Origin of the sequence: Jatrophihabitans endophyticus, assembly GCF_900129455.1 — a bacterium.
In the GTDB taxonomy this organism is placed as follows: domain Bacteria; phylum Actinomycetota; class Actinomycetes; order Mycobacteriales; family Jatrophihabitantaceae; genus Jatrophihabitans; species Jatrophihabitans endophyticus.
On sequence record NZ_FQVU01000003.1, the window covers coordinates 23,921 to 42,343 of the forward strand.

Consider the following 18,423-nt stretch of genomic DNA (forward strand, 5'->3'; position numbering starts at 1 on the left):
CGACTCTAGAATCATGCAATGGCGTATGAGACGGCCGGCCTCGCGCCGGGCCTGGAGCAACTGGTCGCCGTGGTCGAGGCGGGCAGCATCACCGCCGCCGCGGTGCGCCTCGGCACGCCGCAGCCGACGCTGAGCCGTGCGATCGCCCGGCTCGGGCGCGAGCTCGGCACCGAGCTCGTCGTCCGCGACGGTCGGGGCGTTCGGTTGACTCGGCAGGGAGAGCAGCTCGCCGAGCATGCGACCCGTGCCCTGCGTGAGGTGCGTGCCGGCGTGGCGACCGTGCGCGCGGACGCCGACGCCGATGCCGGCCACGTCGTCCTCGGCTTCCTGCACAGCATGGGGCCGCGGGCGGTGCCGTCGCTGCTGCGCGGCTTCCGCGACGCGCATCCCGGAGTCTCGATCGGGTTGGTGCAGGAGGCGAGTGACGTCGTGCTCGACGGCGTGCTCGCCGGACGCATCGACCTCGCCCTCGCTTCGCCGGTCCCGGACCGGCCGGAGTTGCGCCGGCGGGCCCTTGCCCGGCAGCCGTTGGTGGCGGTGGTGCCGGCGAAGCACCGGCTCGCGGCGCGCAGTCGCGTGCGGCCGGCCGATCTCGCCGGCGAGCCCGTGATCACGTTGCGCCCGGGGTACGGCGTTCGCTCGCTCACCGACGCGCTGCTGCGGCGTGCGGGACTGCCCCTGACGTACGCCTTCGAGAGCGACGAGATGACGACGGTCGCGGGCCTCGTGGCCGCCGGGCTCGGGGTGGCGGTGCTGCCGCGCGGCGCGGCGAGCGGTTCGGGCGCCGTCGAGATCGCGTTGAGCGCGCCGGGGCCGGCGCGGGTGATCTCGCTGGCCTGGTCGGCGAGGCGAACGTCGACCGCGCCGGTCACGGCGCTCCGGCGGCACCTCCTCGCCCACGGCCCGCCGGCCCTGGCGTCGGCCTAGCCGCGTCGGCCTAGCCGCGTCGACCTGGCCGCGTCGGACCGGTCACGCGGCGAGCGGGGCGTCGAGGATCGTCTGCAGGTGCGCGCGGGGATCGGCGACCGCGCCCGTGACGACGTCGTCGAGCCACACCCGGAACCCGGCGATGGTGCGTGCGACCATCAGCCGGGTGCGCCAGTCGGGCTCGTCGTGGCCGTGCCGGGCGGCGAGCAGGCCGGCGATGCGCCATTCGTGGTCGGAGAGCACGGTCGCGGCCGACACGTGCTCGGGCCGGCTGTCGCGCAGCACCGTGCGCATCTCCACGAGCCGCCGCCGGCGGTGCAGCGAGTCGTCGGCCAGGGCCGACAGCGCGTGCCGCAGCGCCTCGGCGTCCGGGAGCTCGGCCGGCGCCGCGGCGATCGCGAGGTCGACGCTGGCCGCGATCTCGCGCATCGGTTCGAGCAGGACGTCCTCCTTGGCCGCGAAGTAGCGGAAGAAGGTGCGCCGGCCGATGCCCGCCTCGTCGCAGATCTGCGCCACGGTGACGTCGTCGTAGCCGTCGCGCAAGAAGAGCCGGAACGCGGCGTCGACCGTGCCGCTGCGGCTCGCCGTCCGCTTGCGCTCCCGCAGTCCGGTCACGTGCGCCTCCTCGGTTGCGGTCCAGCGTAACAAAGTGGCACGCTGTGCCTCGTGGCGCAGCGTGCCACTTTCTCACTAAAGGATGTCCGCATGACGGTCTCGACCGATAGGTCCGCTCGCACCACCCCCGCCGAGCACGATCACGACGGCTGGACGGCCCAACGCATCGCAGCGCTCGCCGTCGTCGGCGTGGGCGGCCTGCTCGTCTCGCTGACGCAGTCCCTGCTGGTGCCGGTGCTGCCCACGATCGAGGCCGATCTCGGCAGCTCGGCCACCGCGACCCAGTGGCTGCTGACCTCCACGCTGCTCGTCGCGGCGGTGGCGGTGCCCGTCGTCGGCCGGCTCGCCGACCTGTACGGCAAGAAGCGGATGCTCCTCGTCTCCTCGGTCGCGCTCACGGTCGGCTCGCTGGTCTCCGCGCTGAGCACGTCACTGGCGCCGATGCTGGTCGGCCGGGCGATCGTCGGCGTCTCGACGGTGGCCATCCCCGTCGGCATCAGCCTCATCGGCACCGTCCTGCCGCGCCACCTCGCGTCCTCGGGCATCGCGCTCGTGAGTGCCACGCTGGGCATCGGTGGAGCGCTCGGCCTGCCGTTGGCCGGCCTGGTGGCCGAGCACTCCGACTACCACGTGCTGTTCTGGATCTGCGTCGTCGGTGGGGCGCTGGCCTTCGCCGGCACGCTCGTCTCGCTGCCGGAGACGGACCGGGCCGAGCACGGCCGGATGGACTACCCGGGCTCGCTGCTGCTCGCGGCCGCGCTCGTCAGCCTGCTGCTGCCGTTGAGCCAGGGCGGCAGCTGGGGGTGGGGCTCCGCCCGCACGCTGGCGCTCTTCGCCGCCGCCGCCGTGCTGTTCGTCGCGTTCGTCTCGCTCGAGCTGTGGCGGCGCTCGCCGCTGGTGGACGTCCGCAGTGCGGCCAAGGCGCCGATCCTGCTCACCAACATCGCCTCGATCTGCGTCGGCTTCGCCCTGTTCGCGAGCCTGATCGGCACCGCGTCCTACGTGCAGGCGCCCGAGGCGTCCGGGTACGGGTTCGGCTCGTCGATCCTGGTCGCGGGGCTGTGCCTGCTGCCCAGCGGCCTGGCGATGCTGCTGCTCTCGCCGGTGTCGGCGCGCATCTCCGACCGCTTCGGCCCCAAGATCACGCTCGCGCTCGGGGCGGCGATCGTCGCCGCCGGCTTCGTGGTGCGGATGGTGTGCACGGGAGCGCTGTGGGAGGTCATCGTGGGCACGAGCATCGCCGGGGCCGGAACCGGTATCGCCTACGCCGCCATGCCGGGGTTGATCAACCTGGCGACGCCGCGGGCCGCCCTCGCCGCCGCGAACAGCCTCAACGCCCTGTGCCGCAGCCTCGGCAGCTCGCTGGCGAGCGCCGTCGGCGGCACGATCCTCGCCGCGCAGGTCATCACGCTGGGGCCGGCCACCCTGCCGTCGCTCACCGGCTACCGCATCCTGTTCGCCCTCTGCGCGGGCGCGGCGCTGCTCGGTGCCGTCATCGCGCTGCTGGTCCCGCGGGTGCCGCACCGGGACTGACGGCCAGGGCGCGCAGCCGGGCCGCGGTGTCGTCGTCGGCCGGGTAGAAGCACTCGATCACGAGCTCGTCGACGGTGACGTCGGCGGCGGTCTCGACCGCCGCCGAGATCGAGAACAACGACAGCTCCGCGGCGCCGTCGCGCAGCCGCAGCGGGACGACGACGTCGTCGGCCCGCGCGGTCGGCGGCGGCGCCTGGACGTCGTCGCCGGCGTAACCGAGCAGCTCCGCATGCAGGGCGCGCAGCCGCGGGTCGCCGGTGCGTTCCACGCGATGCTGCAGCTGCGCGAGCAGCCGGCCGCGCCACTGTGCCAGGTTGGCGATCCGCGGCGCGAGGCCGTCGGGGTGCAGGCTGAGTCGCAACGCGTTGACCGGCGGCGCCAGCAGCCTCGCGGCGCACCCCGCGGTCATCACCCCCAGGGCGGCGTTCGCGTCCTGCACCTCCCACCAGCGGTTCAGGACCAGTGCGGGGTAGGGCTGGTGACCGTCGAGGACGCGGCGCAGCGCGGCACGCACGCCGGCCAGCGCCGGGGCGTCGAGGCCGTGTTGCGGGTAGGCGGGTGCGTACCCGCCGGCGAGCAGCACCTGGTTGCGTTCGCGGAGCGGGACGTCGAGCTGCTCGGTCAGGCGCAGGATCAGTTCCGGGGTCGGCCGCGACCGGCCGGTCTCGACGAAGCTCAGGTGGCGGGTCGAGACCTCGGCCCGCGAGGAGAGCTCCAGCTGGCTGAGCCGGCGCCGCTCGCGCCATTCGCGCAACAGCACGCCGACCGGTCGTCCCACCGTGGAGGTCATGGCCGCCGACGCTAGCGACCACCGTGCGGCCACGCGATTACCTGCGAGGGAATCGACGCGGGGCACGTCCGGGCCCGAGGCTCGACGCCATGACCACCACAGCGAACGACACCACCGACAGCACCGCTCACGACCTGCGCGCCGCCTACCTCGACACGTGGAACGCGACCGAGCCGGCCGGGCGCCGCGCCCTGCTGGCACGGCACTGGGCTCCCGACGCGTCCTACGTCGACCCGCTCGCCACCGCCACCGGAACCGACGAGCTCGACGCGACGATCGCCGCCGTCCAGGCGCAGTTCCCCGGCTTCGTCTTCACTGCGCTCGGCGAGGCCGACGGCCACCAGCGCCTGGTGCGGTTCCGCTGGGCGCTCGGCCCGGCGGGCGCCGACGCGGTGGTCGAGGGCTTCGACGTCCTCGTCACCGACGGGGCCGGGCGCATTCGGCAGGTGCTGGGGTTCCTCGACCGGGTACCCGGCTGAGTCTTCTCTACCGAATCGATGGGTAAAGTGCCGGCATGGCGCTGCCGGACTTCCTCCTCGTCGGGGCCCCCAAGGCGGGGTCGACGGCGCTGCACGCCGCGCTCGTCGGGCACCCGCAGCTCTACCTCTCCGACCCGAAGGAACCCAAGTTCTTCCTGACCGACGGGCGCCGGCCGCGGCGGAGCGAGCAGCGGGGACCGGGCGACGCGCACAGCGCGCAGGAGTGGGTGTGGCGGCGCGACCGCTACGAGGCGTTGTTCGCCGGGGCGCCACCCGGGACGCTGGCGGGCGAGAGCACGCCCTTCTACCTCTGGGACGCCGAGTCGCACCGGCGCATGGCGCGGCTCGTCCCGGCGGCCAGGCTCATCGCGGTGATCCGCGATCCCGTCGACCGCGCCTACTCGAACTGGACGCACCTGCGCGCCGACGGTCTCGAGCCCGAGGCCGACTTCCTGCGGGCGTGCGACCTGGAGGCCCAGCGGGCCGAGCGGGGTTGGGCGCCGTTCTGGCGGTACCAGGGCCTCGGCCGCTACGGCGAGCAGCTGGCGCACCTGTTCGAGCACTTCCCGCGCGAGCAGGTCGCGGTCGTCCGGTACCGCGAACTCATCGACTCACCGGCCGAGACCCTGGACCGGTTGACCGGCTTCCTCGGCGTCGACCGGGGGGTGGTCACCGCCATCCCCGGCTCGAACGTGTCGAGCTGGGCCGCGGACGGCGTCGTGAACGCGGGGCTGCGCCGAGCGGTCCGCGCCGGCGCGGCGCTCGGCTCGCTCGCCCCGCCGGCCGTGTGGCGGCAGGCCTCGCGACCGCTGCTCGCCGCGTTGCACCGCGGACCGGGCGCGCGACCGTCGCTGGACGTCGCGGTGCGGCGCGAGCTCGTCGGCCGGTTCGCCGACGACATCGCGCTGCTGGAGGAGCTGCTCGGCAACTCCTATCAGGACTGGCTGGGCGACTCGGGCCGCGGCACGTACGCGGTGCGCAGGTCGTTGGCGCCGTCCGAGCGTGACGCCTCCCAGTAGAACCGGGTCCCCAGCGGGGACTCGGCGAGGCTGACGTAGCGCACGGTCCGGCCGTGCGGCGTCGGCCCCGCACTCGTCGCGAACGCGTCCGGCCCGGTGCCGAGCGCGACCCCGGTGCGCTCGAACCAGTTCTCGGCCGCCGAGGCCCGGCCGTCGTAGAACGCGAGCCAGCCGTCGCCGGTGCGCACGACGCTCGTGATGCGGGTGCCGCGCGCGTCCCAGGTGTCGGGGGTGGGGCCGAGCGCCGTGCCGCGTTCCTGCCACTGGAGCCCGTCGTCGCTCGTGAGGTACACGCTCGTCATGCGGTCGGCGTGGTCGTCACCGCCGTCGAGCGGGTGACGGCACGCCCACATCTGCCACTCCGGGCCGCTGCGGCGCACGACGACGTCCTTCCAGGCCGTCGCGTCGTCGCCGGGCAGGACGACGGTGCGCTTGCCGTCGGCGAGCGTCGCGAGCTCGTCGGACTCGATGGCCTCGACCCACCAGTGCTTCGAGTTCTCGGTGGAGCACGAGACGTAGAGGCGCCACCCGCCGTCGGCCAGCGGGACGAGGGCGGGCCGCTCCAGCGACGCGGAGTCGAACTGCTCGCTGGTGACCGTCGCGACGGTCTCGAACGTCTCGCCGTCGGCGGACCTCGCGACCACGTTGGCGTACCCGCGCCCCTCGGTGACCGGCCGACGCAGTCGGTAGGCGAGGTAGAAGCTGCCGTCCTGCCACACCGCCGACGGGCCGCCGGCCCAGAAACCCACGCCGTCGCCGGGCGGTTCGATCACGGTGGTGGCGGCGGGATCGGCGACGAGCTCGAGCAGGTGGGACGGGTCGGTCACGGCGCCGAGCCTAATGGGCTCGCGTCGCCGGCCTACGGTGACGGCATGGCCCGGGAACACCACTTCGCCTCACGGTTGCGCTGGAGCGGGTCGACGGCGGCCGGTTATCGCGGGTACGAGCGCACGCACACGGTGACGACGCCGCCCGCGGCGCAAGCCCTGCAGGTCAGCGCGGCTCCCGCCTTCCTCGGCGACGAGACCCACGCCAACCCCGAGCAGCTCGTCCTCGCCGCGGCGAGCTCGTGCCAGCTGCTGTCCTTCCTCGCCGAGGCGGCGCGCGCCGGGATCGAGGTCGTCGACTACGCCGACGACGCGGCGGCGGTCATGCCCGTCACGCGGGGCCCGATGGCCATCACGCGCATCGAGCTGCGCCCGGTGATCACGGTGGCGGCCGGGACCAATCACGAGGCGGTCGAGCGTGCCGCGCACCGGGGCCACGAACAGTGCTTCATCGCCAACTCGCTGCGCAGCGAGGTCGTCGTCGAGGTCACGGTCCGCGAGGCCGGGACGACGCGGCCCGCGACGTAACCTGAGCACATGAGTAGTACCGCGCCCGCCCTGGGCAAGCCCCCGGCACGGCAGCGGGGGCCGTTCGCGTGGGTCGGCGCCTTCACCGGCTTCTACCCCGCGCAGGCGTCGGAGTTCTCGCACCTCGACCCGGTCACCCGGTTCCTCTACGCCGCCCGCAGCGTGATCCTGGTGATCTCGGCGCAGTCGGCCCTCATGGCCGGTCTGCTGGCCGCCACCGATCGTCGTTTGGCCTGGCTGCCCTTCGCCCTGGTCTTCGTCGGCTACCTGGTGCTGCACGCGATCAGCAACCTGTCCAACGACTACTTCGGGTACCGCCGGGGACACGACACCGACGACTCGCCGCGGCGACGCTACACGCTGCACCCGATCGCCAGCGGCGCGGTGACGCCGCGGCTGCTCGCCACCGGGCTCGTCGTCCTCGGCGTCGTGGCGATCGCCATCGCCGCCTACTTCGTCGCGCTGCGCGGCTGGCCGGCCGGCTGGCTCGCCGTCGTCGGCGCGGTCCTGCTCTACGCCTACGACGCCGCGCCGCGTGCCCTCAAGGAGCTCGGGCTCGGGGAGGTCGCCGCCTTCGCGGTGTGGGGCCCGTTGATGATCGGCGGCGGCTACTACGTCGTCACCGGCCACTGGTCCGGCGCCGCGTTCGTGGCCTCGGTGCCACCGGGGCTCGGCGTGATGTCGATCCTGGTCGGCAAGCACATCGACCAGCGCGAGTTCGACACCGTGCACAACCAGCGCACGCTGCCGCTCATCCTCGGCGACACCGTCGCCCGGCGGTTCGACCAGGTGTCGGTCGCGGCGATGTACGTGGTGACGGTGCTGGCGATCCTGCTCGGCTCGTTGACCCCGTTCGCGCTCGTGAGCGTGGTGGCGCTGCCCCGGGCACTGCGCGCGCTGCGGGTCATGAACGACCCCGCACCGGCCGAGCCGCCCGCGGGCTACGTCGGCTGGCCGCTCTGGTACCACCGGGTCTGTCTCGTCCACAACCGTGCCTTCGGCTGGCTGTTCGTGCTCGGCCTGGCGGCCGGCGCGTTCTTCCCGGACGTCCGGATCGGCTGACCCGCCCCGCGCGCATCGCCCGCCCCACGACGTCCGGGTGGCTTATCGGCACCCGGTAAGCCAGGATTCGCAGCATGGGGTACTTCGTCACCGGCGCGACCGGCTTCATCGGACGGTTCCTGCTCGCCGAGCTGCTCGACCACCGCGAGGGCCCGATCTACTGCCTGTGCCGCGCCGGCTCGCTCGATCGCATCGACGAGCTCAAGAGCCGCCTCGGCGACGAGCACGACCGGATCGTGCCCGTCGTCGGCGACCTCACCCGCGAGCGGCTCGGTGTCACGGCCGAGGACATCGAGAAGCTGACCGGCGACGTCGAGCACTTCTTCCACCTCGCCGCGATCTACGACATCACCGCCGACGCCGACACCCAGCGCGTCGCGAACGTCGAGGGCACCCGGCACGCGCTCGACCTCGCGGCGGCGGTCGAGGCGGCGCACTTCCACCAGACGAGCTCGATCGCGGTGGCCGGGCTCTACCGCGGCGTCTTCACCGAGGACATGTTCGAGGAGGCGCAGGACGTCGCGCACAACCCCTACTACCTCACCAAGCACGAGGCCGAGGCCGTCGTGCGCAGGGAGACCCGGGTGCCGTGGCGGGTGTACCGGCCCGGCGCCGTCGTCGGTCACTCCGAGACCGGCGAGATCGACAAGGTCGACGGCCCCTACTACTTCTTCAAGACGATCCAGCGGGTCCGGTCGCTGACGCCGTCCTGGCTGCGCGGCGTGGGGCTGGAGGGGGGCGAGATCAACCTCGTGCCGGTCGACTTCGTCGCCAAGGCCATGGACCACCTCGCGCACGTCGCCGACCTCGACGGCCGGACCTTCCACCTCACCGACCCGGAGCCGATGACCGTCGGAGGGCTGCTCAAGGCGCTCACCAAGGCGGCGAAGGCGCCGCAGCCGTCGGTCAACATCGACGCCCGCGCACTCGACGCGCTGCCGGCGCGCCTCACGTCCTCGCTCACCCGGCTCCCCGGGGCCCGACAGCTCACCGATCTCGCGCTGGCCGAGCTCGGCATCCCGCGCGAGTCGTTCGCCTACCTCACCTACCCGACGCACTTCGACTCGACCAAGACCCGTGACCTGCTCGCCGAGGCCGGCATCGAGTGCCCGCCGTTCGCGCTGTACGCGCAGCATCTCTGGGAGTACTGGGAGCGCACGTACAGCCCCGACCGGCGCAAGGACAAGCAGCTCGCCCGCGCCATCAAGGGCAAGACGGTGATGATCACCGGTGCCTCGTCGGGCATCGGTCGGGCGACGGCGCTGCGGGTCGGGGCCGCGGGTGCTCGGGTGGTGCTCGTCGCCCGCGGTGTCGAGAAGCTCGAGCAGACCCGCATCGAGATCGAGGACCTCGGCGGCACCGCGTTCGTCCACCGCTGCGACCTCGCCGACCTCAGCGACATCGAGCGGATGGCCAAGGAGGTCCTGCAGGAGCACGGCCGCGTCGACGTGCTGGTCAACAACGCGGGCCGGTCGATCCGCCGGTCCATCGCGCTGAGCTACGACCGGATGCACGACTACGAGCGCACCATGCAGCTGAACTACTTCGGCCCGGTGCGCCTCGTGCTCTCGTTGCTGCCGGTCATGCGGCAGACGTCACCGGACGGACGCAAGGGCGGGCACATCATCAACGTCAGCTCCATCGGCGTGCAGACCAACATTCCGCGCTTCTCGGCCTACGTGGCGTCCAAGGCCGCGCTGGACGCGTTCTCCCGGTGCATCGCGTCCGAGGTCATCGACGACGGCGTGCACCTCACGACGATCCACATGCCGCTCGTGCGCACGCCGATGATCGCGCCGACGAAGATGTACGACCGGTTCCCGACCATGACCCCGCCCGAGGCGGCGGACCTCATCTGCAAGGCGATGATCCGCAAGCCGAAGAAGGTGGGGACGGCGATGGGCAACGCCGGCGCGCTGGCCTACCAGGTGGCGCCGAAGGGCGTCGACGTCGTCCTGAACGCCGGCTACAAGCTGTTCCCCGACTCCCACGCCGCGCGGGGCGGCGCGAAGAAGGACGACCAGCCCAGCACCGAGAGCGTCGCGTTCGCGCACATCCTGCGGGGGGTGCACTGGTAGCGGCCCACCGCCGTCGGGCACAGTGATCGGTACGTCAACGAGGCGGAGCCGGCACGCAGAGCCGGTGAGGCAGAACCCGGAGGGAGCTGGCGTTGACCTACGACCCGGCCCGCGACGATCACCCGATCTTCGGCCGCGACGACGACGGTGACGGCAGCGGCCCGAACGCGTCCGACGAGCGACCGCCGAGGCACGCGCACGAGGACGGCGCCGGCCCCGACCCGGCGGGTGCCGCGGCCGGTGACGGTGCTGCGGGGGACGCCGGAGACGGCGGCGGGGTCAGCGACGCCACCTACGCCGCGCCGGCCGACTACGAGACCCGCCCCTCGCCCGGCGCGCAGACCGGGTCGCCGTCGTGGTCCGAGCCGCCGGCCTGGTCACAGCCTCCTGCGTACAGCGAGCCGCCGGCGTACAGCGAGCCGCCGGCGTACAGCGAGCCGCCGGCGTACAGCGAGCCGCCGGCGTACAGCGAGCCGCCGGCGTACAGCGAGCCGCCCGCGTACCAGCAGCCACCGGCCTACAGCGAACCGTCCGCGTACCCGCAGGAGTGGCCGCCGCACCAGGACTCGAGCCCGGCCGGGGGCGCCGACGACCGTCCGCAGCCCGGCCCCGCCGGCGATGCCGGGTACGGGGACGCGCACCCCTACCCCCGCCCGCCGTCCTACGTCGAGCCGGCGGCGTACGACGAGGCGCGGGCCGCGCAGGGCGGTGGGGACGGTCGCGGCGACGACCACGCCGCGGATCGCGAGCAGCCCCCGCACTTCGCCGCGCAGCCCGGCCAGCACTCGGGGGCGCTGCGCGACCTCCCGCCGCAGCCGCAACACCAGCCGCAACCCCCGCCGCAGCCGCAGCACCAGCAGCACGGTGGCGGCCCGCAGCCGACGCCGTACGGCGCCGGCGGGGCGCCGGCCGGGTACGGTGGCGCGCCCGCCGCGCCGACCCCCGCGCCGCGACCGGAGGACCTGCTCGTCCCGAACCGGTCCGACGTCGCGGCGACCCCGGCCAGCTGGGGATGGCGCGGTCGGGTCAACCGCGCCTCGGGCGGCCTGCTCAAGCCCAAGGCGGCCCCCGACGAGGTCGCCGCGCGGCAGGCGATCGTGCGCATCCAGCGCAGCTTCTCCCGGCCGATGACCGTGGTCGTCGTGCAGCCCAAGGGCGGGGCGGGCAAGACGCCGACCACCATCTGCCTCTCGGCGGCGTTCGGCGCCAACCGTGGCGGGTACGTGGTCGGCTGGGACGACAACGAGACGCGCGGCACGCTCTCGGTGCGGGTGCGCAATCCCGACAACCAGCAGGCGACGGTGTGGGACCTGCTCAGTGACCTGCCGGCGTTCGAGCGCTTCGACGCCCGGGTCGGCGATCTCAGCTTCTACGTGCGGGCCCAGCCCGACGCGCACTTCGACGCCCTGGTCAGCGACGACAACCCGGGCAACATGGCCCAGATCGGCGACGACGAGTTCAGCCGGCTGCACCAGGTGCTGCAGCGCTTCTACCGCATGATCGTCGTCGACACCGGCAACAACGTGCGCTCGCCCAACTGGCAGGCGGCCGTCAACAGCGCCGACCTGGTCGTCGTCGTGTCGACCTACCAGCGCGACGTCGGGTTCAGCGCCTCCTGGGTGCTCGACCACCTGGCGCAGACCGGCCGCGAGGAGCTCGCCCGCAACGCGGTCACCGTCCTCACCGCGGCCGACCCCACGTCGGACAAGCAGGTGCGCGGCGAGCTGCTCGAACACTTCACGCGCCGCACGCGGGCCGTCGTCGAGATCCCCTACGACCCCGAGCTCGCGCACGGCGGCCCGATCGGGTGGCTGAAGCTGGCCCCGGCGACCCGGACGGCCTGGGTCGAGGCCGGAGCCAAGATCGCCGACGCCCTCGGCGAGCAGGACGAGCGGACGCTGCGGGAGCGGCGTACCTGACGCCGACCGCGGCAACCGCCGGGTCAGTAGCGTGGGCGACATGCCCTCGCTGCCCCGCCGTCGTGGCCGTCTGCTCGAGCTCGATCTCACGACCGTCCCGATCGAGGTCGAGCCCGAGGACGTCGTCGGCCGGTTGCGCAGCCGGCACCGTCCGCGCCTCACGGCACTGCTCCGCGCGCTGCACGAGGCCGGCGACGACCCGTCGGTGCGCGGGCTGCTGGTCAAGGTGGGCGGGAGCGCGTTGCCGTGGGCGACGGTGCAGGAGATCCGATCGGGCCTCGTCGCGTTCGCCCGCAGCGGCAAGCCGTCGACGGCATGGGCCGAGACGCTCGGGGAAGGGGGCAGCGGCACCGCCGACTACGTCCTCGCCACCGCGTGCGGGCAGGTGTGGCTGCAGCCGTCGGCCGAGCTCGCGCTCGTCGGCGTCGCGTCCGAGACGACGTTCCTGCGCGGTGCCCTCGACAAGCTCGGGGTCGAACCGCAGCTCGACAAGCGTCACGAGTACAAGAACGCCGCCGACCGCATCATGCGCACCGAGTTCACCCCCGAGCACCGCGAGGCGGTCGACCGGTTGGCCGCGTCGGCGTGGGAGGGTGCGGTGACGACCGTGGCGGCGGCGCGGGGGTTGTCCGTCGACGACGTCCGCTCCGTCGCCGAACGCGCGCCGCTCTCGGCGGCCGAGGCGCGCGACGCCGGTCTCGTCGACCGCATCGGCTACCGCGACGAGGTTTACGCGGAGATGCGCAAACAGGTCGGCGACGATGCGCAGCTGCTGTACGCCGACCAGTGGACTCCCCGGCGCAGTGTCGGCACGCTGCTCGCCCGCCAGCGTGACTTCGTCGCCGTCGTGGACGGTCACGGCGAGATCGTCCCCGGTCGTACCCGGCAGGGCCCGCGTGGCCGGCAGCTGGGCAGCGACACGGTGTCGGCAGCCCTGCGAGCGGCGCGCGACGACGAGCACGCGAAGGCGGTGCTGTTCCGCGTCGACTCGCCGGGTGGGTCGGCGGTGGCGTCCGACACGATCTGGCGCGAGGTGACGCTCGTCCGCGACGCCGGCAAACCGGTGATCGTGTCGATGGGCGCCGTGGCCGGGTCCGGCGGCTATTACATCGCGTGCCCCGCCGACGTCATCGTGGCGCAACCGGCCACCATCACCGGGTCGATCGGCGTGCTCGGCGGCAAGATCGTCGTGACCGGGCTGCTCGACCGGTTGGGGCTCGGCACGGGTGCGGTCGAGCACGGCGGCGCCGCCCGGATGTTCTCCTCCCGCCGTGGTTTCACCGACGACGAGCAGCAGCGGTTGGCGGCGATGCTCGACCGCATCTACGCCGACTTCGTGCAGAAGGTCGCCGACGGCCGGGGGCTCACCCGCGACGCCGCGGACGCGGTCGCCCGTGGCCGGGTCTGGTCGGGCGCCGACGCCGCGGGCAACGGCCTGGTGGACGTCCTCGGTGGCATGCGGGACGCGGCGCGACTGGCCCGGGAGCGGGCCGGCCTGCCCGCCGACGCGCCGCTGCGCCCGGCGCTGCACGTCCCCCCGCTGGCCCGGCTGGGCCGCGCCCGTTCGAGCGAGGACCCGCGCGCGCTCGCGCGCGTGACGCTGTCGCCGTGGGGTGATCTCGCCGCCCTGGCGGCGGAGCTCGGCCTGCCTGGTGGTGGCCCGTTGCGCATGCCGGGCATCAGATTGCGGTGACCGATCGCGGCGCGGACCCCGGGCACGGCTCGCCGCGGCCCCGGCCGGGGCCGCTGCGCTGGCTGCTGTACGCGTTCTGGGTCCCGCTGCCCGAGCGGTACCGGCGCTGGGTGCTCCACGACGCCACCTGCTCGACCTGGGTGCTGCGCCACATCGCCCGCACGCTGGTGGCGGTCGCCGTCCCGGTGACCCTGGTGGCGGTGTTCCTGCCCGCGAACGGTGGGATCCGCGCGCTCACCGCGTTCGTCGCCGGGGCGTGTGCGGCGCTGTTCGTGACCATGTACATCAACGAGGCCACCGACCACCGCCTGCTGCAGGCCGGCTACCCGTGGGGCACGGGGGAGCGGGTGCGCGCCGAACGGGCCGAGGTCGACGAGTTCAACGCGCGGGTGCGGCGGTGGGAGCGTCAGCAGCGCCGCCGCGGTCGATGACACCGCGCCGCGGCCGGCCGCCGGACGGTCAGTCGAGCCCGCGGGGCACCGACAGCCGCGGCACGCCGCCGAGTCCGAGGTTGTACCGGACCCGGCCGCCGTATTCGGCCAGCTTGTCCCAGAGGGCCGCGTGGGCGGGCCAGGGAAGGGGCTCGTCGCCGTCGAGCCAGCTCTCGCCGAAGGTGACCCAGACGACGGTCCAGTCCTCGGCGACGGCCCAGGCGCCGTTCTTGTGGTCGAGCAGCGTGCGCCGGATCTGGAAGGCCAGCCGGCGCGGATCGGGGAAGGTGGGCGCGGTGTGCACCAGCCAGACCCGCAGGTCCCGCGACATGAGGTCCAGCTCGAAGTCGGCGAGCACGGCGGGGTCGACCAGCACCGTGGCGACGTTCTCGAACCCCTGCGGTCTCACCCCGTCGAGTCTACGAAGGCGGTCCGACACCGGCCAGGACCGCGATGCCCGGCTCGCGGGCGGGGTCGGGGCGGACGCGCTCAGACGAGGCAGGCGTCCAGGATGCGCTCGCGGGTGGCGGCGACGGCGTCGGCCAGGGTGTCGGTGCGCTGCAGGTAGCCGAGGAACATGGCGACGATGACGCGGGCGGAGATGCCGGGGAACTCCGAGGTGAGCTGTTCGAGGGCTCGGTCGCGCTTGGACATTGGTGTCTCCGGGGGTGAGACGGCCTGCCGGGGCGGTGGGGAGCGTCCTGGCAGGTGTGCGGATGATGCGGCAGCGCGGTGGGGACGCGCTGTGTGGTGCTGGTACCCCTATCAAACCAGATTTTCACGTCCGACACGCGCCCGGCGACAAGCTGACGAGTTTGCCGGATTTCGTGGGTTCCCCTCGTTTTACGGCGCGAAAAGCGGATCTTCCGACCCGGCTGGCGCGGCGTTCGCCCGGGTATGGCGGGTTTCGGGCGGTCGGACATCGCGTGCCGTGTGAACGAGATCGCGCGGGGCATGCCGGCCGAACCCGGGCACGCCCGGTGATCAAGGCCGAAGGTCCGGCCTTCCTGCGACGACACCGGCCGTGATCGGCGCCACACCCGGACCGGTCCCGGCGACTCCGGCCCCGGTCGCCGTCACCACGGGGGCAGATCGGCGAGCGGCGCGCTGAACCGGGTGAAATCGGTGGTGGTCCGGAACGGGGCGAGGGCGTAGAGCCGTCGCGCCCACGCCCACAGGTGCGGGAAGGCGTCGAGTCGTGGCCCGACGGCCTTGTGGGCGTTGGGCCCGGCGTCGTAGCGCACCAGCTGCACCCACAGCCGCACGTCGGCGTCGGTGACGTGCTCGCCGACGAGATGGGGACGGTCGGCGAGCAGTCGGTCGAAGCCGGCGAGGGCCGTCCGCAGGTCCGCCGCGACCTGGCGCCGGTAGACCGCGCACCCCACCTGCCGCTCGATCTCGGTGGCGACCCGGCGCGACATCGCGTCGATCGCCGGGACGAGCGCGGCCGGGCGCAACGAGGGGCGGTCGGTGCGGCCGAGGCCCGCGAAGGCCGTCGCGAGATCGATGCCGATGCCCACCGGCGAGGTGCTGCGGACCGTCGCCTCCACCCGGTCCCACAGGACCGGCACCGAGACGATCCCCGCGTACCCGGGGTCGGCGGCGAGGTAGACCTCGCGCAGCAGGGTGAATCCGTTGACCGGATCGGGGCCGGTCGCCTCGCGGAACGCCCAGCCCCGGGCGTCGCGCAGCTCGTCGATGTAGGACATCGAGACGACGTCCTCGAGACCGGCCCACGCTCGGATGACGGCGAGCCGGTGCGACGCGGGGCACGACCAGCCGCCGTACACGTGGTAGCGGCCGGGGACGGCGTCGGTGACGCGGCCCGCGAACGCGTGGGCCGGTGCCGCCGGGCGGCGGTACTCACCCCAGCGGGCGGCGTCGACGGGGGAGGCGAAGCGGTGCGACCCCGAGGCCGCCTCCGACGCAGCGGGCCGGGTCGGGGTGGCGGTCACGCGAGGCTCCGATAGGTGCTCGCGTGGAACACCAGCGGCGGCACGCCCTCGGCGATGTCGAGGTCGTGGACGGCGAACACCACGATGTCGTGGTCGCCGGCCCGGACCTCCTGGGCGATCGAGCAGTCGAACCAGGCCGCCGCGCCGGCGAGCAGCACGCAGCCGTCGTCGGTCTCGCGCCGGCCGATGCCGGCGAAGCGATCGACGCCCTTCGCCGCGAACTGCCGGCTGACCCACTCCTGGTCCGAGCCGAGCACGTTGATGCCGAGCCGGGCGGATCGCCGCAGCACCGGCCAGGTGGCCGACGAGTGGGCGACGCACACCGACACCAGGGCCGGGTCGAGCGAGACGGTGGTGAACGAGCTGGCCGCCATGCCCACCGGGGCCCCGTCGACGACCCCGGCCAGCGCCGCGACGCCGGTCGGGTAGGCGCCGAAGACGCGGCGCAGGTCGAGCTCGGTCGCGGTCACGAGGCGTCCTGCGCGGGGCCGGCCAGGCCGAGGGCGCGGCGCGCGGTGGGCAGCCACGCCGCGAGCGTGTCGCCCGAGTCCCACTCCGAGTCGAGCAGGTAGAGCGCGGCCGTCGGGGTCGCGGCGCCGAGCTCGGCCAGCAGCGGCTTGAGATGGACCTCGGCGGCGAGCGCGTGCTTCCAGTGCCCGCCCAGCATGAGCGGCACCGCCGGGAGGCCGCCGAGGGCGCCGCCGCCGATGCGGTCGCAGAACAGCTTGAGCAACCCGGTGTACGTGGCCTTGTACGTCGGGCTGGCCACCACGAGCAGCGAGCTGTCCTGGACCCGGGCGACGGCGTCGGCGACCGCCTCGGAGCCCCAGTCCAGCAGGGCCGGGCCGAAGGACGCGAGATCGAGGTCGACGTCGGCCGGCCGGCCGGTGAGCTCCCGGGCCACGAGGTGCGCCGCCTGCCACGTGCGCGAATGCGGTTTCGGGTTGCCGACCAGGACCGTGACGCCCATTCGTCCACCGTGCTTTCTCTACTATGCCTGTGGAGATTTAGTAAGTCTGCCACGCCCGGCGGCGGACGGGCGCGGCGGACGCCGCAGGTGGGCGGTGTGCCGGATAACGCAACAGTCACGGTTTGCGCGGCTTGGCAACGGAACGGCCCTTTCAACCGTCATTACGTCGTAGGGCATGGGACCGTGTTAAACGGACGCGATCGGTGGAGGACACAGGTGCAGCGAACGGCTTCGGCGCGACGACCGGCACAGCGACCCCTGGGGCGCCCGGCCCGCGGACGGCGGCCCGTCGCGCTGGCCGCCACCCTGGCCGCGGCGCTCGCGGCGACGTTGCTGGCCGCGTGCACGTCCGGATCCGCCTCGTCCGGCGACGCCGGGCCCTCGCGGGCCACCGGCGACTCCGGCACCCCCGGTGCCACCTCCGCCGCCCCGTCCAGCTCCGCCGCCACCAGCGCCGCCGCCGCAGCGGCGGTCATCACCGCCTCGCCGGTCTCGGCCGAGAACGCGATCAGCCCGGCCGAGCCGGTCACGGTCTCGATCGCGCACGGCGAGCTCAGCAAGGTCTCGCTGCTGAACCCGGCCGGCAAGCAGGTCAAGGGCAAGCTCGCCGCCGACCGCACGTCGTGGCGCAGCGCCGAGGTGCTGGGCTACGACAAGACCTACAAGCTCACCGCGACCGGCAAGAACGCCGACGGCGTCGCGGTCACCAAGAAGTCGTCGATCGCCACGGTCGCCCCCGACAACTACACGATGCCGAGCATCACCGACATCTACGGCACCGGGATCTCCGGCGGCGCCACGTACGGCGTGGGCATGGTCGCCCGGGTCCACTTCGACGAGGCGGTGAACCGCAAGGCGGCCGAGAAGACCCTGAGCGTCTCGACGACGCCGAAGGTCACCGGCGGTTGGTACTGGAACGACGACCAGAACGTCTACTGGCGTCCGAAGCACTACTACCCGACCGGCACCAAGGTCTCGATCGCCGCGAAGGTCTACGGCAAGAAGCTCGGCGAGGGCCTCTACGGCCAGGCCGACCGCGCCACCGACTTCACGATCGGTCAGAAGCGGGTGTCGGTCGCGAGTCCGACCAAGCACAACGTCAAGGTCTACTTCGACGGCAAGCTCGAGCGCACGATGCTCACGTCGATGGGCAAGGGCGGCTACGAGCCGTCGAACTCGGCGATCAACTACTGGACGATGCACGGCACCTACACCGTCATCACCCACGAGAACCCGGCGATCATGACCTCGGGCAGCTACGGCGTGCCGAAGAGCTCGCCGAACTACTACCCGCCGGAGAAGATCTACTACTCCACCAAGATCAGCACCGACGGCATCTACCTGCACGAGCTCAACACCACGATCTGGGCGCAGGGCCACCAGAACGTCTCCCACGGCTGCCTCAACCTGCGCACCGCCGACGCGAAGTGGTTCTACAGCCACTCGCGGGTCGGCGACGTCGTCAAGGTGACCAAGGGGCTGGGCAACCCCGAGATCAGCTTCGACCAGGGCGGCCAGTGGTCCGTGCCGTGGTCGACGTGGGCCAAGGGCAGCGCGCTGACCTGATCCGCCCCGCGGGTCGGTCGGCCGGCGCGGC

General features: G+C 73.4%; 19 protein-coding genes. 11 read left to right on the plus strand and 8 right to left on the minus strand.

The window, feature by feature from the left end:
* The first annotated feature begins 18 nt into the window (after positions 1–18).
* The gene (locus BUE29_RS10200; RefSeq protein ID WP_073389691.1) at positions 19–927 is read left to right on the plus strand and encodes a LysR family transcriptional regulator; all 909 of its coding nucleotides are present in this window, start codon (positions 19–21) and stop codon (positions 925–927) included.
* A gap of 42 nt (positions 928–969) precedes the next feature.
* Here BUE29_RS10200 and BUE29_RS10205 read toward each other — a convergent pair whose 3' ends face one another.
* The gene (locus BUE29_RS10205) at positions 970–1,542 is read right to left on the minus strand and encodes a TetR family transcriptional regulator (protein WP_073389693.1); all 573 of its coding nucleotides are present in this window, start codon (positions 1,540–1,542) and stop codon (positions 970–972) included.
* A gap of 90 nt (positions 1,543–1,632) precedes the next feature.
* Between BUE29_RS10205 and BUE29_RS10210 the strand changes: the two genes are divergently transcribed.
* On the plus strand, positions 1,633–3,075 hold the full coding sequence (locus tag BUE29_RS10210) for an MFS transporter (protein WP_073389697.1): 1,443 nt from the start codon (positions 1,633–1,635) through the stop codon (positions 3,073–3,075).
* On the opposite strand, the gene BUE29_RS10215 is transcribed toward BUE29_RS10210, so the two are convergent.
* Positions 3,035–3,865, minus strand: a complete 831-nt coding sequence (locus BUE29_RS10215) for a helix-turn-helix domain-containing protein (RefSeq protein ID WP_073389700.1) — start codon at positions 3,863–3,865, stop codon at positions 3,035–3,037. The two genes, BUE29_RS10210 and BUE29_RS10215, sit on opposite strands and share 41 nt — an antisense overlap.
* An 89-nt stretch (positions 3,866–3,954) precedes the next feature.
* On the opposite strand from BUE29_RS10215, the gene BUE29_RS10220 reads away from it, so the two are divergent.
* Together BUE29_RS10220 and BUE29_RS10225 are read left to right on the plus strand one after the other, a co-directional pair.
* On the plus strand, positions 3,955–4,344 hold the full coding sequence (locus BUE29_RS10220) for a nuclear transport factor 2 family protein (protein ID WP_073389703.1): 390 nt from the start codon (positions 3,955–3,957) through the stop codon (positions 4,342–4,344).
* Between the two features lie 35 nt (positions 4,345–4,379).
* Positions 4,380–5,363, plus strand: coding sequence for a sulfotransferase family protein (locus BUE29_RS10225; RefSeq protein WP_073389706.1), 984 nt, complete (start codon positions 4,380–4,382; stop codon positions 5,361–5,363).
* Here the strand turns inward: BUE29_RS10225 and BUE29_RS10230 are convergent.
* Positions 5,279–6,190 (minus strand): hypothetical protein, encoded by a 912-nt coding sequence (locus BUE29_RS10230; RefSeq protein WP_073389709.1) that lies wholly within the window; start codon positions 6,188–6,190, stop codon positions 5,279–5,281. The two genes, BUE29_RS10225 and BUE29_RS10230, sit on opposite strands and share 85 nt — an antisense overlap.
* Positions 6,191–6,235: 45 nt before the next feature.
* On the opposite strand from BUE29_RS10230, the gene BUE29_RS10235 reads away from it, so the two are divergent.
* The 6 genes from BUE29_RS10235 to BUE29_RS10260 all read left to right on the plus strand — a co-directional run bounded on the left by BUE29_RS10235 (position 6,236) and on the right by BUE29_RS10260 (position 13,901).
* Entirely contained in the window at positions 6,236–6,718 is a 483-nt protein-coding gene (locus tag BUE29_RS10235) for an OsmC family protein (RefSeq protein WP_073391030.1), read from the plus strand.
* Positions 6,719–6,727: 9 nt separating this feature from the next.
* Positions 6,728–7,780, plus strand: a complete 1,053-nt coding sequence (locus tag BUE29_RS10240) for a prenyltransferase (protein ID WP_073389712.1) — start codon at positions 6,728–6,730, stop codon at positions 7,778–7,780.
* A 74-nt stretch (positions 7,781–7,854) separates the two neighbouring features.
* Complete coding sequence (locus BUE29_RS10245) at positions 7,855–9,858, plus strand: SDR family oxidoreductase (RefSeq protein ID WP_073389715.1); 2,004 nt, start codon at positions 7,855–7,857, stop codon at positions 9,856–9,858.
* Between the two features lie 92 nt (positions 9,859–9,950).
* Entirely contained in the window at positions 9,951–11,777 is a 1,827-nt protein-coding gene (locus tag BUE29_RS22475; protein ID WP_073389718.1) for a MinD/ParA family ATP-binding protein, read from the plus strand.
* Between the two features lie 40 nt (positions 11,778–11,817).
* Positions 11,818–13,470, plus strand: coding sequence for a signal peptide peptidase SppA (gene sppA, locus BUE29_RS10255; RefSeq protein WP_073391033.1), 1,653 nt, complete (start codon positions 11,818–11,820; stop codon positions 13,468–13,470).
* A complete protein-coding gene (locus BUE29_RS10260) occupies positions 13,467–13,901 on the plus strand; it encodes a DUF5313 family protein (RefSeq protein ID WP_073389721.1) in 435 nt (144 codons plus the stop codon). The genes sppA and BUE29_RS10260 overlap by 4 nt, the downstream gene beginning before the upstream one ends.
* Positions 13,902–13,929: 28 nt before the next feature.
* Here BUE29_RS10260 and BUE29_RS10265 read toward each other — a convergent pair whose 3' ends face one another.
* The 5 genes from BUE29_RS10265 to BUE29_RS10280 form a co-directional block, all read right to left on the minus strand.
* Positions 13,930–14,310 (minus strand): hypothetical protein, encoded by a 381-nt coding sequence (locus tag BUE29_RS10265; RefSeq protein ID WP_073389724.1) that lies wholly within the window; start codon positions 14,308–14,310, stop codon positions 13,930–13,932.
* An 80-nt stretch (positions 14,311–14,390) separates the two neighbouring features.
* Positions 14,391–14,555, minus strand: coding sequence for a hypothetical protein (locus tag BUE29_RS22480; protein WP_159440860.1), 165 nt, complete (start codon positions 14,553–14,555; stop codon positions 14,391–14,393).
* Positions 14,556–14,977: 422 nt separating this feature from the next.
* On the minus strand, positions 14,978–15,856 hold the full coding sequence (locus tag BUE29_RS10270) for a glutathione S-transferase C-terminal domain-containing protein (RefSeq protein ID WP_073389727.1): 879 nt from the start codon (positions 15,854–15,856) through the stop codon (positions 14,978–14,980).
* Positions 15,853–16,326: a flavin reductase family protein gene (locus BUE29_RS10275; protein ID WP_073389730.1), complete on the minus strand. Its 474-nt coding sequence runs from the start codon at positions 16,324–16,326 to the stop codon at positions 15,853–15,855. Before BUE29_RS10275 ends, BUE29_RS10270 begins: the two co-directional genes overlap by 4 nt.
* Positions 16,323–16,826: an NADPH-dependent FMN reductase gene (locus BUE29_RS10280; protein WP_073389733.1), complete on the minus strand. Its 504-nt coding sequence runs from the start codon at positions 16,824–16,826 to the stop codon at positions 16,323–16,325. The genes BUE29_RS10275 and BUE29_RS10280 overlap by 4 nt, the downstream gene beginning before the upstream one ends.
* A gap of 216 nt (positions 16,827–17,042) precedes the next feature.
* Here BUE29_RS10280 and BUE29_RS10285 point away from each other — a divergent pair, with 216 nt between their 5' ends.
* On the plus strand, positions 17,043–18,392 hold the full coding sequence (locus BUE29_RS10285) for a L,D-transpeptidase (protein WP_159440861.1): 1,350 nt from the start codon (positions 17,043–17,045) through the stop codon (positions 18,390–18,392).
* Positions 18,393–18,423 lie beyond the last annotated feature (31 nt).

Bases quoted from the DNA above. Each gene is read 5' to 3' on its own strand.
- BUE29_RS10200 (WP_073389691.1), top strand. From the start codon at position 19: ATGGCGTATGAGACGGCCGGCCTCGCGCCGGGCCTGGAGCAACTGGTC.
- BUE29_RS10210 (WP_073389697.1), top strand. From the start codon at position 1,633: ATGACGGTCTCGACCGATAGGTCCGCTCGCACCACCCCCGCCGAGCAC.
- BUE29_RS10215 (WP_073389700.1), bottom strand. From the start codon at position 3,865: ATGACCTCCACGGTGGGACGACCGGTCGGCGTGCTGTTGCGCGAATGG.
- BUE29_RS10220 (WP_073389703.1), top strand. From the start codon at position 3,955: ATGACCACCACAGCGAACGACACCACCGACAGCACCGCTCACGACCTG.
- BUE29_RS10225 (WP_073389706.1), top strand. From the start codon at position 4,380: ATGGCGCTGCCGGACTTCCTCCTCGTCGGGGCCCCCAAGGCGGGGTCG.
- BUE29_RS10235 (WP_073391030.1), top strand. From the start codon at position 6,236: ATGGCCCGGGAACACCACTTCGCCTCACGGTTGCGCTGGAGCGGGTCG.
- BUE29_RS10240 (WP_073389712.1), top strand. From the start codon at position 6,728: ATGAGTAGTACCGCGCCCGCCCTGGGCAAGCCCCCGGCACGGCAGCGG.
- BUE29_RS10245 (WP_073389715.1), top strand. From the start codon at position 7,855: ATGGGGTACTTCGTCACCGGCGCGACCGGCTTCATCGGACGGTTCCTG.
- sppA (WP_073391033.1), top strand. From the start codon at position 11,818: ATGCCCTCGCTGCCCCGCCGTCGTGGCCGTCTGCTCGAGCTCGATCTC.
- BUE29_RS22480 (WP_159440860.1), bottom strand. From the start codon at position 14,555: ATGTCCAAGCGCGACCGAGCCCTCGAACAGCTCACCTCGGAGTTCCCC.
- BUE29_RS10280 (WP_073389733.1), bottom strand. From the start codon at position 16,826: ATGGGCGTCACGGTCCTGGTCGGCAACCCGAAACCGCATTCGCGCACG.